Below are 17,940 nucleotides of genomic sequence, written 5' to 3' on the forward strand. Positions count from 1 at the left end.
GGTCCTGAATTGCACGGATTTATGTGCAAGTGATTCATTATGTTAATTTTAAATTTAAAAATCATGGCAGAATTTAATTCTTATTTACTTGGAAAAGCGAGAAAATCAGTCGGTAACCTGACTATCGTTTATGCAAAAGGAAAAAATATCGTACGGGCGAAAGTGTTCGGGCGGAAAGACAATCCGACGCCGGAGGTATTGATGCAGCGGATGAGGGTAAGGCTCCTCGGTAGATTTGCCCGCCGTATCCTGCCGGTCATCCGTAAAGGCTTTGCAGGAGTGGGTAAGGGAACGGCTTACAACGCTTTTATGGCGGCCAATATGAAACAGGTGACGGTGGATGAGGACATGACCGGGAGCATTGATTTCGAAACTCTGCAATTGGCCTCAGGTTTACTGTATACGCCCCGGGTGGAAGTGACCTGTGAGGAGGATCCGGTGGTGTATCGTTTCGTCCAGACGGCGGAGGAGGCCGAAGAAGGGTTTGCCGCGTTGGACGATAAAGTGTACGGCGTATTGTTGGAAACGGCACTGCAACGGGTGCGTCTGGTGGCATTGAAAAACAGGGGTATCGCCGGGGAAACGGAAGTCCCTTTACCTGACGGATGGAATGCGGCCAAGGTTAATGTGTATTGCTTTGTCATGTCCGGGAATGAACGGATGGTTTCGGACAGTATCTTTCTGCCGGTTTCAACCCAAGCGTAAAGTATGGCGATCTGCTATTTTATTTTAGGAACGGGTATTACTCTGGGCCTGAATTCCTGGATAGGGAATTTTGCGGAAGATTTCTGGGCCGGAGTAGTGAGTATTCTCGGCGGTGTCGCCGGCAGTATGGCGGTTGCCTGGTTGAGGCATAAGTGGGAAAAGAGAAAACCGTGATTTTTCAGGCAACAGGGATCGATAACTCTGTCTGTATGACCGCTCAATCGCAACATTTGCGGTTGGGCGGTTGTTTTGTCAGTATAGTTTTCTTTGATTTTTTTATTGATAAAATCGGGGAATGGGTTATAATTGCTATATTTGTATAATATAAGATGCGGTTCGGCAAAATCAATCCAACCAGTTTGTTGTTTTTGCTCTCGCCTTTCACTATATTTGTCCATCATAGATGTTTTCGATATGGCGGAAGAACCGGAGAATTTCTTATACGGTATCAATACCAAGCAGGAAAAGGCATGGCAATATTTATATGCGGAGTATTATTCTCCGCTTTGTTGTTATGCTTTGAAAATTCTGAAAGACAGGGAATATGCTATGGATGTGGTGCAGGGGATCATTGTCCGGTTGTGGGAAGCGGATACTTATTTCGAAGATATGCCTTCTTTCCGCGGATACCTTTATCGGGCGGTATATCATAATTGTCTGAAAGTTTTACGTGACCGCAATATAAAAGAACTGTGTTTGACCCAATGCGGGCAGGAAGAGGAGAGCGCCGGAGATTTCGGGGCGGTGATCGAGGAAGAGGTCGTCCGTAAATTGCGGGGCGTGATTGCCCGGATGCCGGAGAAACGACGGGAGGTGATGCTGCTTTGTTTAGAAGAAAAAACGGTGGAAGAAATCGGTGAAATTCTGGGAATCAGTGTCAATACGGTCAAAAAACATAAAAAAGAAGCTTATCAGTATATCCGGAAAATTCTGTCACCCGACATTTTCATTTTATTCTGTCTTTTATTCCACCCCAAAGATTGACTTTTTAAATAAATTTATCCGATTTTCGAAAAAAATTCAGTTAATAAAGGTACCCGTTTTGTCTTTTTGTGGATTATTTATATAAATAATCGTTATATGAACAAAGATGACGAAATAAGGGAAGAACTTTCTGATTTATGGTGTAAAGAAATTACCGGACAATTGAAGGGAAGTGAGAAAATCCGTCTTCAAAACTTAATAGAAGAACGGGAATTTCCTTTTCCGGATCGCAAACGTTGGTTATCACGTTTACGTCAGAAAGAGGAGTTCGATTCTGCAATAGCGTATCGTAAATTCCTGCAATACAAAAACAGGAAAAGGTGGTGGAGGTTTGGGCGTATCGGTCTTACCGCAGCGGCAGCCGTTTTGTTGTTTGTGGGGATTGGACTGGTTTGGAGTCATCGGGAACAGCTACGGTCTGTCCCCCCGCTGACGGTAAAAAATGAAGTGGTGGAACCCGGCAGGAGCAAGGCGATGATTACGCTGGCAAACGGAGAGAAAATAGTTTTAGGAGATAAAAAACAGCAACTGATCGGAGAAGACGGAACGCTCCTGAATTTGGATTCTGCCATCGTGGAATATAAAGGAAAACAAAAGACACCAGCATTGGTATACAATACCATTGATATTCCGATAGGAGGGGAATATCAGTTGGTTTTAGCGGATGGAACTAAAGTTTGGCTCAATGCCGATTCAAAACTAAGGTTCCCGGTTAGTTTTACCGCAGAACGGCGGGAGGTTTATTTAGAAGGAGAGGCCTACTTTGAGGTGGCGAAAGATAGCGAACATCCTTTTATCGTACACATTTCCAGGGGAGCGATTGAGGTGTTGGGTACGGGGTTTAACGTTCGGGATTACCGGGAAGAACAAAAAACCGTTACAACATTGGTGCAGGGAAAGGTGGTGTACCGACCGGAGAGACAACCGGGTCGGGAAATCATGTTGGAACCTGGTTTTCAGATAAAGGATGAAGAAGGAGGAAGTCTTCAGCCCCGGAAAGTAGATGTTATTTTATATACCGGCTGGAAAGACGGAAAATATGTTTTTGAAAATGCAACACTGGAAGAAATCATGCAAGTATTGTCCAGGTGGTATGATATTGCCGTTTTTTATAAACGCGAAGAAGTCAAAAAATTACATTTTACAGGTGATCTGGAACGTTATAAGACAATCAACGATTTTCTGGAATTTATGGAAATCGGTGGAAATGTCCGGTTTAGCATAAAAGGCAAGACTGTTTTGATAGAATAAAAAATAAAGGAGCGGATGTCAGCGCCAACCTTCATCCGCATCCGAGCAGTTAATTTCAGTATTCACTAAAACTAAAACAAAGTTATGAAAAAAAACGAAGTGTATGGGCGTAGTGTACCCATTAATTTTAATCCTTTATTCCGGGTTATGAAATTATGCCTTTTGTTTACTGTGATGTTGAATCTTTCGGTAGTTGCTGCAACAAATGCACAATTGAAAAAGGTTTCCCTGATCATGGAGAACGCAGAGTTGCGTCAGGTATTTAAAAAAATAAAACAACAAACCGGTGTCCGTTTTTTTTATAATGAGGAGAAATTGAAAAATATCGGGAACCGCCGGATCGAAATTCATGATCTGGAATTAGAGAAGGCATTGGATGAGATATTGGAGGGGACGGAACTTACTTACACTTTCCTGCGGGATGTTGTGGTAATCAAAGACAGGGAAAACAGTCGGGAGGTGCTGGAAACTCTGATGCAACAGAAAAGGCTGATCCGGGGAATTGTCAAAGATGAAAAAGGAATTACCCTTCCCGGAGTTTCTGTTATAGTGAAAGGTACCCAGACAGGTGTTGCGACCGATATCAATGGTCGGTTTGAGATCAAAGTGGACGATGAGCCCAACCTGATTTTGCAATTTTCTTTTGTGGGCATGAAAACGAAGGAAATAAAAATCGGAAACAATCAGGAATTGAAAGTGGTCTTGGAAAGCGCTGCCGAAAGTCTCGATGAGGTGATTGTTACAGGTTACCAAACTATCTCGAAAGAACGGACTACCGGTTCGTTCGGAGTGATAACTCCCCGGAATATCGAGACAAAATTACAGTCGAATCTGAGTTCTGTCCTGGAAGGACAGGCCACTGGAGTTGTACTGGATAAAGACGGTAAAATAGAAATCCGTGGTGTGTCAACTTTCAATGCGGAAAACGAGCCTTTGGTGGTGTTGGACGGTTATCCTATCGAGGGGGGGCTCGAATCGATTAATCCTGAGAATATTGAGAATATTACAGTGCTGAAAGATGGGGTCGCTGCCTCTATCTATGGGTCCAGAGCTGCTAATGGTGTGATTGTAGTAACGACTACCCGTGGGGCTGCCGATCGTTTTAACGTATCTTATAAAGGAATTGTAAGTACGATTTTAAAGCCTCAATTATCTAAATTGAACCGGGCGTCGACTTCGGATTATATCGATGCGGAATTAGATTTGTATTACCAGAATCCGAACCGTCCCAGTACGCAATCCGTTAGCAATATGAGTAAAGTGACCTGGCTGATGATGCAGGCACGGGAAGGAAATATGACTGAGGCAGAAGCTTTGGCTGAAATCGATAAATTGCGGAATATAAACGGTTTGAAGCAGGCGGAGAAATACTTTTACCGCAATCAGCTCAGCCATCAGCATAATATAGCCATCAATGGCGGTACGGAGAAAAACCGGTTTAATGCAGCTGTCAATTATATGTATAATCGGGGAAATATGATTCATTCCGACAATTCCCGTCTGATTTTCGATTTGAAGAACGACTGGAAACCGTCCAAATACATTTCGTTGGGATTAATAGCTAATGTCGTATATACTAAAGATGAACATCCGGTAAGAGGTTGGAGCGATTTGTTGGGTTATACCAATACTTCGTTGATACAGCCTTATGATAATCTGGTCGATCCGGAGACGGGCAAACCGACGACGGTATTTTCGACCAGTACTTATAAAATTGCCAATTATGAGAAAATCGCTAATATGAAGGACTGGAGCTATAATCCGATTGAGGATGTGGGTAAGGAGACGACCGATACGGAAGATATTCAGACTCGTTTGGGAGGAACCTTAAAGATATATATTATCGATGGATTGAATATCGAGACCGGAGGGATTTGGACCAGAGGAAATAAAGTGGAGAAAACGACTTATGACCGGGATGCTTATCGTATCAGGATTCAATACAATGATGCAACCTCCAAGACAAACAACGCCAGTCATTATTTTCCGGACGGAGCAATGATCGATGAATGGCGTAACATCAATGAAAGCTGGACACTCCGGACTCAGATCAACTTTAACCGTTCGTTTCTGAATGACAGGCACCGGGTGACCTTCCTTGCCGGAAATGAAGTACGCAAAAGTACTTATAGTAATAATCAGTATGCGACCCGTTTGGGATATAATCCGACGGCAGGATCTTTCATCCCGGTAAATATAAAAGATTGGAATTCAGGTTTGAATAAGGCGGATATGTTGTTCGGCTCGACTACGGTTTATTCTTTAAAAAACGGGGCGTATAATTTGCGGGATAACCGTTTTGTTTCCTGGTATGGAAACGGTTCTTACGAATTCGACAGCCGTTATCTGGTTAGCGGAAGTGTACGGTTGGATTTGACCAATTTCTTCGGAACAGATTCGAAATACCGGTATAAACCGTTATGGTCGGTGGGAGCAACCTGGAAATTGGCTGAAGAGAAATTCTTCTCCGTCTCCTGGATCGATCGTTTAAATCTGCGGGCTTCTTACGGAATCAACGGAAATATTTCTTTAAGCGAAGGTCCGTACCTGATGCTTGCGGCAGGCTCTTATCAGGAAATGACCGGTGGAGTTTCTTATAGTATTGCTTCTCCTCCAAACAATCAATTGCGTTGGGAAAAGACAAAAACGACCAATATCGGTGCCGATATCGCTTTATTCGATAACCGTATAAATCTGACTTTCGATTATTATTTGAAGAACAGCTCCGATTTGTTGGCCAGAGATGCCATCGACCCGACGACCGGATTCAGCAGTCTGACAAAAAATGTCGGGGAAATGCAGAACAATGGTGTAGAATTTTCTGTTAATGCCGATATTATCAAAAAACAGGATTTCGTCTGGAATTCGGTTTTCAATTTCAGTTATAATAAAAATAAAGTTAAAACATATAATGTAACCCGGATGTATACCAGCCAATGGGCCAGTATGGCACCTATTTTAGCTGAAGGTTACCCTGCCGACGCTATGTTTGGATTTAAATATGCGGGTCTGAACGATAAAGGAGAAGCTTTGGGGTATTCGGCAAACGGAGAGAAAGACCGGCTCGCTAACTTGACTACCGATGATATTATATATTTGGGTACGGTACGTCCGAAATATGATTTGTCGTTTACCAATGCGTTCAAATATAAAAACGTTCAGCTTTCTTTTATGTTTATCGCCAAATTAGGGCATCAATACCGTAAAGACGGTTTCTATGGTATGAATTATCAGAATCGTCATGTTGCCGACCGTTGGCAAAAGCCGGGAGATGAAGCTACCAAAAAATATCCCCAACTCCGGAGTGGAAGTACGGAACATTGGTATTTCCCTTATACCGATTTCCTGACCGGAAACGCCAGTTATATGAAATTGAGGGATGTGACGCTTGCCTATACCTTCCCTAAACATTGGTTGTCTTCTGTAGGAGTAAACAATGTTCGGGCTTACTTCCAGGCACGCAATATTTGGACTGTGACGGCTAAGGGGACGGATATAGACCCGGAAACTGCTCAGGTGAATATGACAGGAGCATATAATAATTTTACGGAACAGGGATTCACGTCATTGCCATTGCGTCCTGAATTTTATTTTGGTTTATCATTTTCATTCTAAATATATATACTTATGAAAGCGAAATTATTGACTATTTCTTTAATGGTGGGCTTGTTTATGGGGTGTCATGATTTTTTGGATGTCAAGCCTGTCGGAAAATTGATTCCTACGGAAGTAGAAGAGTTTGAGAATATACTCAATAATACGTATACGGTAGATTGGTACTATATGGACAATAATAAAGGTACGCTTCTCGCTTCTTTGGGAGATAACCTGCAAATCAGTGAGAATAGTGCCAATTATAATTATACCGCAACCCATCCGAACATTAACCGCTACGCTGCCTATACGTTTAAATTGCCTTACGGTAATCCTGAAAAACCCGATTATTTTTGGGAATGGGGTACTTATCGTGCCGTCGGTTTGTTGAACAATGTGATTGACGGGGTAAATGACGTAAAGAATGAAAAGACGGCGAAATTGGCTGAGGAATTGTCGGCACAGGCCCGGGCTGCCCGGGCGTGGTCTTATCTGACAATGGCCATGATTTACGGACCTGTTTATGATCCTGCCGGAGCTAACGATACAAAAACGATTCCTTATCGTACCGCAGCTTCTCCTACAGAAGCTAATCCGGCATTATCCACAACGGCCGAGGTGTTCGGGCTGGCCAAAGCGGATATCGATTTCGCTCTGAAGAGTGTTCCCGATAATGTAAACCATCCTGCCCGTATGAATCGATGTGCAGTACAGACTTTGATGGCTTATTATTACATGTTTGCACGTGATTTCGGAAAAATGCTGGAATATGCAGATATGGCCTGGACATCGGCCTTAGCTCAGCAAGGTTCGGTGGATAATTTGATTTATAATTACAACGATTTCTACTATGAACCCGATCCGGAGGCCAGTCCTTCTCCGGGTACTGATGTGGAGGTATCATTGGATTTGAAGGGCCAGGACGATTATTTGGGACAGACCTATCACCGGGAAATGTTGTTCTATCGGGTTGCTCCTTCAGGAGGGATGGGAAGCAGTGGTTATCCTTCGGTAGAGTTTATCTCTCTTTTCGATAAAAATACGGATTTGAGATACCGGTTGTTTATGCTGAAGGATTTAGGATATGCGACGACTGTAGGGGATACGAAGTATGATGACGGGATTGTCTTACAATATTATCGGGATGTAAAAATAAAAATGACACAAGGATTCAGTTATCCTGAACTGTTGTTGATGAGAGCAGAAGCATACGCCCGGAACAGTCGGAAAACAGAAGCTTTGTCTGACCTGAATACCCTCAGGAAATACAGGTATGACAATACGCAGGGAAGTACGGACCTTCCCAATGGAGCTGCCCTGACTGAAGATCAGTTGTTGGAGGAAATCCTGAAAGAACGCCGCAGGGAATTACCGATTGCAACTTTCCAGCGTGTGCTCGATCTGAAACGTTTGGCATTGGATAATGGCAAGCCGTGGTGTAAAACCACTATCGAGCACAAAATCGGAACTCAGACTTATTCGGCTTCGATAAATTCCGAATATTACGTTCTCCCTATTCCGAATAACATTATAAAATATAATCCGCAGTGGGGATTGCCGTTGGATACCCGGCCCTATAATCCGAAATAGACCGGGGAAAGAAAAGATCGAAAGTGTTTTGATGAAACCAGGGGCTGTCTAAGAAATGAAGTGCCCTCAAAAAGTTGGACATAAAACTTTTGGGGGCATTTCACTTTTAGACAGTTCTTTTTTTATTGTTTTTCAACGGGATTGTGACGGATTATTTGATTTTTTGTGTCTCCACTTTCCTTTTTGTGTATTATAGTCTTCGATTTTTTATACATTATCCAGTTGTAAACAGAGAGGATTGGACAGGTTTCCATCCCCATATTCCCTCCGTCTATTTTTGGATGTAAGTTATCGGAGATGAAGCGTGGAATCCAATGAATAGAGGATGAAGATAAAAAGGAGAAGCTTGAAAAATTAAAGAAATTGGATAAATTTGTATTTATAAAATACAGAGAGTAGTGCATTTTAAATCATAATGGGGTGGAAGATAAAATTAAATATGAAAAACATTGGCTGAAACTGTTGGTAGAAGGAGATGAGAAGGCTTATAAACGTTTGTTTGATTTATATTATTCCTCATTGGTCATGTTTGCTGCAAAATATTTGAGAGATACCGATCTGGCAGAGGATTTGGTACAGGATGTCATTTATGATTTCTGGAAACAGAGGCAGCATCTTTCGGAACTTTCTTCTTTGAAATCCTGGTTGTATATATCAGTGAGAAACCGGTGTATCAATTATTTGGAACATGATAAGGTGAAGAAAAAATACTTACAATTAAACGGGGAAGCTGAAGCTGATTTTTTTCTATCGCAGATCATCGAAGAAGAGGTGTATCTGGCATTGAAACAGGCAATTGATATTTTACCCCCTAAAATCAGGACTATCTTTTATCTGATACTGGAGAGGAAAACCAATGCGGAGATCGCCTCTTTGTTGGGGATAACCGAAGAGGCTGTAAAGGCTTATAGAAAGAGAGGTATGAAGATGCTGCGGATACGGTTGAGTAATTTCTGGATATTAGCATTGTTAATTTTTTAAATTTTTGCCCACTTTTTAGTTTTTTCCTGTCTTTATACAAAAGGCAGAAAATATGGAATTAAAAAGTGAGAAAGCATTTCGGATTGCTGATTTGATTTTGCGTTATCAGGAGGAGACTATCTCAGAAGAGGAGATGGAAGAACTCAGGCTTTGGCTGAAGAAATCAACGGAACATCAGCAACAATTTGAAAATCTGAATGATCGTGACTATATCAGGCGGAAACGCGAACTGGATTTGTCTATAAATCCGGCTGCTGCGTATACTGCTTTTTCTGAAAGAATAGCAAGGGAACGTCCATGGTCTTACAGGAAGTTGCGTGGGTTAGCTGCTGTGGCAGCTGTATGTCTGATTGCAATAGGAATTTACTGGTGCTGGCTCCGGGAAGACAGGAACGGTACGCTTGTTCCTCAGGTATCGACATCTGTCATTCCTGCTGGTAGTAGTAAGGCTGTCCTTACCTTGGCCAACGGGGAACAGATTCATTTGTGCGGAGATACTGCCACTTCTATAAAGCAGCAGGACGGTTCTGTAGCTAAGGCTTCGTCTGCCTCTTTAGTGTATCAGAATATTCCGTCTTTGCCGGAAGAGCTATTGTATAATTCTTTGAGTATTCCCCGTAAGGGAGAATTTGTACTTATACTGTCCGACGGAACGAAAATCTGGCTGAACTCGGAGAGTGAAGTGGAATATCCGATTGTTTTTCCCTCCGGGGAACGAAGGATACGTTTGCAGGGAGAGGCTTATTTTCAGGTGGCCTCTGATAAATCGTCCCCTTTTATTATAGAGATGGGAAAGGTGCAGGTACAGGTGTTGGGAACCTCTTTTAATCTCCGGGCTTATCAGGATGAAGAAATGATTCAGACCACCCTGGTGGAAGGGAGGGTATGCATGTTCACCGGCAAAAAACGGATATTGTTGTACCCGAATGAACAGGGGGCTATAGAGCTGAAGACTGGTAATTTAGTTAAAAAGCAAGTGGATGTACAGGCATATATCGGTTGGAAAAACGGGAGGTTTATATTCGAACGTCAGACTCTGGAAGATATTATGAGGACTTTGTCGCGCTGGTATGATGTGCAGGTGGTGTTTCAGTCGGAAAAAGCCCGGCATATTGAATTTACCGGTAATTTAAGACGTTATGATGATTTCGGACAGATCGTATCGATGCTGGCTCTGGCTTGTCCCGCAAAATTTAATGTTTCAGGAACTACTATTTATATCGCAGAATAAAAGACAGGTAGCCGATGTAGGGAATCGGCCGCCTGTCCGTTCTGGTATTTATTTACTTATAAGTCAAACAAAGTTATGAAAAAAACGAAAAACAGGAAATTTCCCGGTGTATTTCTCCCGGGACGAATGATGCGGACGATGAAGCTGATGACTTTATTACTTGTGTTACAAACTTTTCAAGTGACTGCGAAAGGATATTCGCAGGAAAATATCACATTGAAAATGAAGAATGTGACCTTTGCAGAGGTCGTTAAAGAGATTGAACGCCAATCCAAAGTGACTTTCCTTTATAATCATGATTATGTACGTGAGCTGGATCGTCTGAATCCGGATTACTCGAATTTGAATCTTCAGGAAGTATTGGATCATATTTTGACAGGAACCAATTTGGAATACAAGTTGATCGATAATACGGTGGTCATTACTGCTAAACAGGGACAGGATCAGTTTGAGCAGGAGATACAGACCATAAAAGGAAAAGTTGTAGATGTACAGGGACATACCTTGCCCGGAGTGACTGTCGTTATCAAGGGTACGAACCTGGGGGTTGCTACGGATATGGATGGAAGATTTTCTATTCAGGTACCCCGTGGCAAGGCTGTCGTCCTGGTGTGTACCTTTGTTGGAATGCGTAAAAAGGAGGTGAATTATGTGGAAGGGAAAGAATTGACTATCGTCATGGAGGAGGAGGCTGCAGAGATGGACGAAGTGATTGTGACGGGGTATTTCCAGAAATCGAAAGAGAGTTTTACAGGTTCGGAGGTAACCATCAATACCGAGGAACTGAAAAAAGTCGGGGCTTTGAATATGATTCAGGCGTTGAATGCTTTCGATCCTTCTATCCGCTTGAACGAGAGCCTTACACAAGGGTCTAACCCCAATGTGATACCGGATATTACGATCCGGGGAGAGAATGGTTTTGACCTGAGGGCCAATGCTGACGATGCGACGACAAACCCCAATGCCCCGCTTTATATTCTGGATGGAGTGGAGGTTTCGGCAGAACGGATCTATGATATGGACCTGAACCGGGTGGAATCCACGACTATCCTGAAAGATGCCAGTGCAACGGCTTTATATGGGTCTCGGGGTGCCAACGGAGTGATTGTCATTACGACTATCCGTCCGAAAGCCGGACAAATCCGGATAAACCTGAATGCCAATTACAACGTTTCAATCCCGGATTTGAGGGATTATAATTTGATGAATGCTGCGGAAAAACTGGAATATGAACGCCGGGCCGGTGTATATACCGATCCTGTTTATTCAGAACAGGTACGACTGGAAGAACTTTATAATTCACGTTTGGAAGAGGTGAAAAGAGGGGTGGATACTTATTGGTTGTCCCAGCCTCTGACTACTTCGTTAAATCAGCGTTATTCGCTCAATTTTGAAGGAGGAGATCAATATTTCCGTTATGGCGTGGATTTACGATATGATACGGATAAAGGAGTCATGAAGAAATCCGGACGGGACCGGTTGGGGATTAACTTGACTTTCAATTACAATATCGGTTCCAGCTTTTTTATCCGGAATGACTTGTCGGTCGATAATGTGAAAGCGAAGAATTCTCCGTACAATGAATTCTCTTTGTATGCCAACCAGAATCCGTATGACCGGATTTATGACGAAAACGGAGAGTTTGTGGAAAAACTTTCTTCGGGTGACTGGAATCCGTTGGTCAGTGCCAATCTGCCCAAGCGTAATACCAGCACTTATACCTCTGTTCAGGATAATTTCAATATCGACTGGAGGATTATTCCGGCTTTGCGTTTACAGGGGCGTTTCAGTTATACCAGGCAGTTTGACCGGCGGGATTTGTTTAAATCTCCGGAATCACTGGATTACAGTACAGAAACGGATCCGAAAAAGAAGGGGAGTTATTATCTGGTAAATTCCCGGAGTGACCGGTTTGACGGTAATTTGACACTGGCTTATAATAAGACGATAGATAAACACATGCTGAATGTCGGGGTCGGAAGCAATATCATGCAATCGGAGACGGAAGGTGAGTCTTTTACCGGAGTCGGGTTTATCAATCCGGACATGATTTTTATCGGTGCAGCCAATGCTTTTCAGGAAAATACCAGTCCTCAGGGAACCTATGATAAATCGAGATTGGTAGGATTTTTTACTAATGTAAATTATGGGTACGGCAATCGTTACTTCCTGGACTTTTCTTTTCGTTCGGACGGTTCCAGTAAATTCGGACGTAATTCGCGTTTTGCTCCTTTCTGGTCATTGGGGGTAGCCTGGAACGTGCACAATGAGTCTTTTTGGCATGCTCATGAGAAAAACGCATTGAAGCTGAGGGCTTCGGTGGGAAGTACGGGGACAACTAATTTTTCATCTACCCAGGCGCTGACAACCTACCTGTATGATTTTAGCAGGGAGTATAACGGAAATTTCGGAGTTAGTCTGGCTGGTTATGGAAATCCGGATCTGAAGTGGCAGACAACCCTTGCTTATAATGTGGGGGTGGATTTTACTTTCTTGCGCGGTTTGGTGGTGTTTAACGGAGATTTTTACATTAAAAATACCCGTAGTCTGCTGTTGCCTGTAACTGTAGCTCCTTCGACGGGATTTATCGATTATGTGGAGAATATCGGGAAATTGAGAAATACGGGTGTGGAAGCCCGTTTGCGTTTCAACCTGATCCAGGATGCAGTCAAAGATCTGAGATGGAATGTCACCTTGTCCGCTTTCCATAACCGGAGTAAGATTACCCAATTATCCAATCAGTTGGAAACCATCAATCAATATGCCAACGATGACCGGGCAAACCAGGGAACGGTGGTATATCGTCAGTTCGAGGCGGGACGTTCACAGACGGCTTTGATGGTGGTGCGTTCCGGAGGAATCGATCCGGCTACCGGGAATGAAATTTATATTAAACGTAACGGGGAAATGACTTTTGAATATAACCATAACGATAAGATCGAATGTGGGGATATGAAGCCTAAAATCGAAGGAAATGTGAACACTAATCTGAACTGGAAAGGATTCAATCTGTATATGCTGTTTAAATATCAGTACGGTGGAAAAATATATAATGCTACCCTGGCCTCGAAAGTGGAAGGGGCTAATCCGCTTAAGAATGCTGATAAACGGGTATTGTACGACCGTTGGAAAGAACCGGGGGATCATGCGAAATTCAGACGTATCGACGATACGAGTGCGCCCTATCAGACAACCCGCCTGGTATTTGATAACAATTTGCTGGCTTTGCAAAGTGTCTCCCTGTCATATGAGTTGCCTCGTAAGATTTCCCAGAAAATGTATATGGAAAGAGTGAAGCTGCTGTTGAGTTCTACCGATCTGTTCCGCTTGTCCTCGGTAAAACAGGAACGGGGGACGAGTTATCCCTTTGCACGTACTTTCAGTATCGGTTTGAATGTTACTTTTTAGTCGTTAACAGATAAAGATAGAACTTATGAAAATGAAAAATAGCATATGGAATTTAGTTTGGGTGTGTTTGTTATGCTCCTGTAATTCCTGGTTGGATATTAAATTGATAAACCAGAGCGAAGAATCGGAATTGTTCAGTACGGAACGCGGATTTACCGAAGCGTTGGCCGGGGTGTATTATGATATGTCGGCCGCGGGACTATATGGTCAGACCCTTTCATTCGGCATGCTGGATGTGATGTCGCGTACTTATGATTATTCCCGGGTGCCGAATGCCATGAAAATATTCAGGGATTATGATTATGAAGACAAGGATATGGAGGCTTATATCTATTCCATATGGTATGCTTTATATGCTAATATTGCAGCCATCAATAATATATTGGAGTGGAGTGATAAAAATGCTTCTGTCCTGTCGGATGCCCGGCGTAATCAGGTCCGGGGTGAGGCATTGGCATTAAGGGCAATGCATCATTTCGATATTTACCGTTTGTTTGCTCCCGATGTGAAGCTGGATAAGGCTGCCCGGATTTTACCTTATCAGCTGAAGTTCGGAGTGGAGACACCTGCTGTATATACGACACAGGAATATCTGAATCTGGTGGTCGGGGATTTAGAAAACGCTTTGGAATGCCTGAAAGATGATCCCATTTGTTCGGTGGTACCCTATGAATTAGGAAACGGGGTGGATGAAAATAAAGATCAGGCTGACCAGTATGTTGCACGAATGAATTATTATGCTGCAAAGGCTTTATTGGCCCGGGTTTATCTGGATATGGGGGGAGAATATAAAAAAGAAGCCCGTCGTTTGGCTGAAGAGGTGATTGAAAGTAAAAAATTCGCCTTATTGGATTATGAGAAAAGTTTGAATGTGGATATGGCCGATAAAGATTTGCTTTTTTCTAGTGAGCATATCTTTTCACTACGGAACCAGGCTATAAAAACAGGTGCTGAAGCGATACATAAACGGGTGACTGGTTCGGACGGTAATTTACAGATGGCTGTAGGGTTTCAGAGTAGCATATATGAAGGGGATCTGGATGATTACCGTTTGAATTGGTACAGTGAAATTTATATTGTAAAATATACCTCTGATAATAGTAAACGTTTTTTCCCGAAAGTTCCGATAATCCGTTTGTCGGAAATGTACCTGATTGCTGCGGAGGGTTGGATGGAAGACGATCCGGGGCATGCTGCGGAATTACTGCAGACTTTCAAACAGGCCAGGACACAGAAAGAGGTGGTATCGCAGGAAGTAACCGAAGACGTGATCATGCGGGAAATACGCAAAGAGTTTATCGGGGAAGGAGTGATCTTTTTAACTTATAAGCGTTTGCATCACGATATCTGGGGAAATACTTCCGAAGATCAGGTGAAAGCTGATAATAATGTCTTTGTATTCCCGATCCCGGAAGATGAAATAGAGTATGGTAACAGAACACAAAATTGAATTGTCCAATGAAGAAAGTTATATATGTATTTTTATGGTTTTGCCTTTATTTACAAGGATGTGAGCAGAAGGTGGAATATCAGTATGATGATGTCAACCGGATATATTTCCAGTATGAGGTATTAAATAGCCTGGGCAACAAAGTAAGTCTGGATTCTGTCGTTTTTTCTTTTGGAAAACTTTCGGATGACGTTGTTGCAGATACGGCTAAAATAGTGGTACGTGTTTTAGGTAATACGTCGGAAGAACCACGTACTTACCGGGTAAAAGTACTTGAAAAAGGTAATTATTTAAATGGGGAGACCGATATGGTTGCCGATGAAGATTATGTATCTCTGGCTGAGGAGCAATTATTTGGTCCCGGCCGTTTTCAGGATACCCTCCGGATTGTTGTTTTCCGGAAAAATCTGAGTAAAAGCCTTCGGAATCCTGAAAGCAAGACGCTGATGCTTACACTTGTTGCCGGAGGAGATTTTCAGCTGGGCATTGAAGACGGGCGTGAGATGAAATTATCTGTCAATGACATTTTGTTTCCGCCAGCCTGGTGGACGGCCAATGAGGGGGAACTCGGATTTTATCATCCTAAAAAATGGCGTAAGCTGATTGAGCTGGATCCGATTTTCGCTATTGAAGATGCATTTGTGGGAACAGGGGTGGATATGACGAAGAAATCCCAGATATTGAGAGAATGGTTGAATAAAAATATCATTATTGATGATGAGACTGGTATGCGGATTATGATGGACGGACTTGTCGAGATTACGGACTTGAATTAAATAGGAGGCTATTATGAAAAAAATAATTACTTTTTTATACCTACTTATCCTGGCATATGCCTGTTATGATGATAAAGGAAATTACGATTATCGGGAAATCAACCAGATCAGCATACAGAATATCGATAGCCTGGTGCTTTGTGACCAGATGGATTTGTTGTCTATTCCCGTGACTTTGGAGGGAACGCAGTATTCGGATTCGAACCGGTTTACTTATATGTGGGAAGTCAACCAGAAGGTTGTGGCGACGACGAAAGATCTGAATGTATATGCTAATTTCCCGTTGGGGATTAATACAGCACGTTTTGTGGTAACCGATAAGGAATTGGGGACGAAGGCCTTTAAAAATTTCAGAATCAATGTGTCCAGTTCTACGGCAGGTGACGGTATCCTTGTTTTAAGCAAGTATCAGGGGCATGCAGAATTATCCTTTAAGCGTCTGGACAGAGAGGGGAGTACTTTTACTCCGAATTATTATGAAGCATTGACCGGTAACCGTTTGGGAACGAATCCACGCAAGATTCACCGGTGTTATATTCCTGAAGCGGCTAATGTCAATTCGGGATTGAAAATAGAGACGGATCACCGGTTGAAGTGTCTGAGTGAGGAGACCTTAGTTGAGATCGGGGAAAACAAGTATCTGGATCATAACTTTTTTATCTCACGTGCCATGACTTTGCCGCCGGATATAACGGAGTTTGATGTGAAAGCCTGCTGGCATTTGACGACGTCTGCAACTACAACGAGTTTGGGAGGATATATTTTCGTGATTGCCAATGATGAGCTTTGGCATGATCAACGGATGGCTATGCCTGCGTACAACGTGGATTTGAATATGACATTTATGCAAAAAGCAAGCCCCTGGCATGGGCAATTGTCTCCGGTTATGTTTCTGGCATCTTTGACCGGGAGTGGTACACAAAACTACAGTTCTCCGGAATTGTTATATTTGTTTGATGAAAGTGAAGGACAGTTTATATATGCCAATGTAAACAGTTCTGCAGCTAATAGGGCTTGTTCTGAATTGGGGATTTATGCCGGCTATTCACTTTTGTACGGGACACATACTGCTTCTCCGAATCAGGCTGTCGCTGTTTTGGGAAACGGTTCCGTTTACCGGATGTTATACCTGAAACTTCCGTCGAAGACAAGCGAAACCGCTGCCGTCCCTTTTACCGTACTGGCTGATGTAATTGTGCCTGGTGAGGTGATAAATTCCGGAACCTCTTATTATCCGATGAAGAATGAGAGTTATATGTTTTTTGCAACGGATAACGGCCTATATCGTTATAATCTGAGAGATCTGGAAAATGGCAATGCGCCGGGAAGTCAGAATAGGATCATGACATTGACCGATTTCGGTTACAATGCTGATGATAAAATCACCTGTATGACGGTATCCAGGACGGAACAGGAAATATTGTTAGGGATTTCCCGCTATGGTGAAGATACCGAAGGAATGGGCGAGGAACTGAAAGGAGACGTGCTGGTCCTGGATCTGAAAACCATGAATATGATCCGGAAGTATGAAGGAGTGGCAGGTTATCCGGTTGACCTTATGGTGAAATACCAAAAATTTCTCAGAGATGGGAAAGAGAATGGGGTGGATGTGTCGGATGTATTGTATTTTTGAAATATCCGGATAACAGTAGTTATATTTGGAAAGAGTGTATCAAAAAAACGATTTTTGAATACACTCTTTTGTTTTTATGGTATTCTAAATGGAATCTTACAAACAGACGTTGAATAATATTGTTGTAAATTAGTAACTTGTCCAAAGTGATTCATTTTTTTTGAAAAAAAGTGTATAAAAAATTTGGAACTGGGGTATTAATTGTTCTATCTTTGCAGCCGCAATCAGGAACCGATGTATTGAACAAACGGAGGAGGTGGGAGGGTATGATGTGTTGGCTTACAGGTTTTTATGTTGTGCAGAGTTCTTCAGGATATTGCCCTGGTCGGGTTCTGAA

12 protein-coding genes are annotated in these 17,940 nt (G+C 42.6%); all 12 read left to right on the forward strand.

The genetic code is table 11. The features are described from left to right. Positions 1 to 63 precede the first annotated feature (63 nt). Positions 64 to 705 (forward strand): DUF6266 family protein, encoded by a 642-nt coding sequence (locus WS42_RS11710; protein WP_022160085.1) that lies wholly within the window; start codon positions 64 to 66, stop codon positions 703 to 705. 3 nt (positions 706 to 708) lie between these two features. Further along, positions 709 to 879 carry a hypothetical protein gene (locus tag WS42_RS15575; RefSeq protein WP_022160084.1) on the forward strand — a complete coding sequence of 57 codons (171 nt, stop codon included), beginning with the start codon at positions 709 to 711 and terminating at the stop codon, positions 877 to 879. Between the two features lie 240 nt (positions 880 to 1,119). Beyond that, entirely contained in the window at positions 1,120 to 1,689 is a 570-nt protein-coding gene (locus WS42_RS11715; protein WP_022160083.1) for an RNA polymerase sigma factor, read from the forward strand. A 96-nt stretch (positions 1,690 to 1,785) separates the two neighbouring features. Continuing rightward, positions 1,786 to 2,940: a FecR family protein gene (locus WS42_RS11720; protein WP_022160082.1), complete on the forward strand. Its 1,155-nt coding sequence runs from the start codon at positions 1,786 to 1,788 to the stop codon at positions 2,938 to 2,940. 84 nt (positions 2,941 to 3,024) lie between these two features. Then, positions 3,025 to 6,555, forward strand: a complete 3,531-nt coding sequence (locus WS42_RS11725) for a SusC/RagA family TonB-linked outer membrane protein (protein WP_046451130.1) — start codon at positions 3,025 to 3,027, stop codon at positions 6,553 to 6,555. A 12-nt stretch (positions 6,556 to 6,567) separates the two neighbouring features. Then, positions 6,568 to 8,124 carry a RagB/SusD family nutrient uptake outer membrane protein gene (locus tag WS42_RS11730; protein WP_046402880.1) on the forward strand — a complete coding sequence of 519 codons (1,557 nt, stop codon included), beginning with the start codon at positions 6,568 to 6,570 and terminating at the stop codon, positions 8,122 to 8,124. Between the two features lie 420 nt (positions 8,125 to 8,544). Then, entirely contained in the window at positions 8,545 to 9,105 is a 561-nt protein-coding gene (locus WS42_RS11735) for an RNA polymerase sigma-70 factor (RefSeq protein WP_022160079.1), read from the forward strand. A 52-nt stretch (positions 9,106 to 9,157) separates the two neighbouring features. After that, a complete protein-coding gene (locus WS42_RS11740; protein WP_022160078.1) occupies positions 9,158 to 10,336 on the forward strand; it encodes a FecR family protein in 1,179 nt (392 codons plus the stop codon). Positions 10,337 to 10,411: 75 nt separating this feature from the next. After that, complete coding sequence (locus WS42_RS11745; protein WP_286728516.1) at positions 10,412 to 13,744, forward strand: SusC/RagA family TonB-linked outer membrane protein; 3,333 nt, start codon at positions 10,412 to 10,414, stop codon at positions 13,742 to 13,744. 25 nt (positions 13,745 to 13,769) lie between these two features. Further along, a complete protein-coding gene (locus WS42_RS11750) occupies positions 13,770 to 15,194 on the forward strand; it encodes a RagB/SusD family nutrient uptake outer membrane protein (protein ID WP_022160077.1) in 1,425 nt (474 codons plus the stop codon). An 8-nt stretch (positions 15,195 to 15,202) separates the two neighbouring features. Then, a complete protein-coding gene (locus WS42_RS11755; RefSeq protein WP_022160076.1) occupies positions 15,203 to 15,970 on the forward strand; it encodes a DUF4843 domain-containing protein in 768 nt (255 codons plus the stop codon). Positions 15,971 to 15,983: 13 nt separating this feature from the next. Beyond that, entirely contained in the window at positions 15,984 to 17,603 is a 1,620-nt protein-coding gene (locus WS42_RS11760; RefSeq protein WP_022160075.1) for a PKD-like family lipoprotein, read from the forward strand. Positions 17,604 to 17,940 lie beyond the last annotated feature (337 nt).

It is taken from the genome of Odoribacter sp. N54.MGS-14 (genome assembly GCF_000980295.1).
GTDB lineage: Bacteria > Bacteroidota > Bacteroidia > Bacteroidales > Marinifilaceae > Odoribacter > Odoribacter splanchnicus.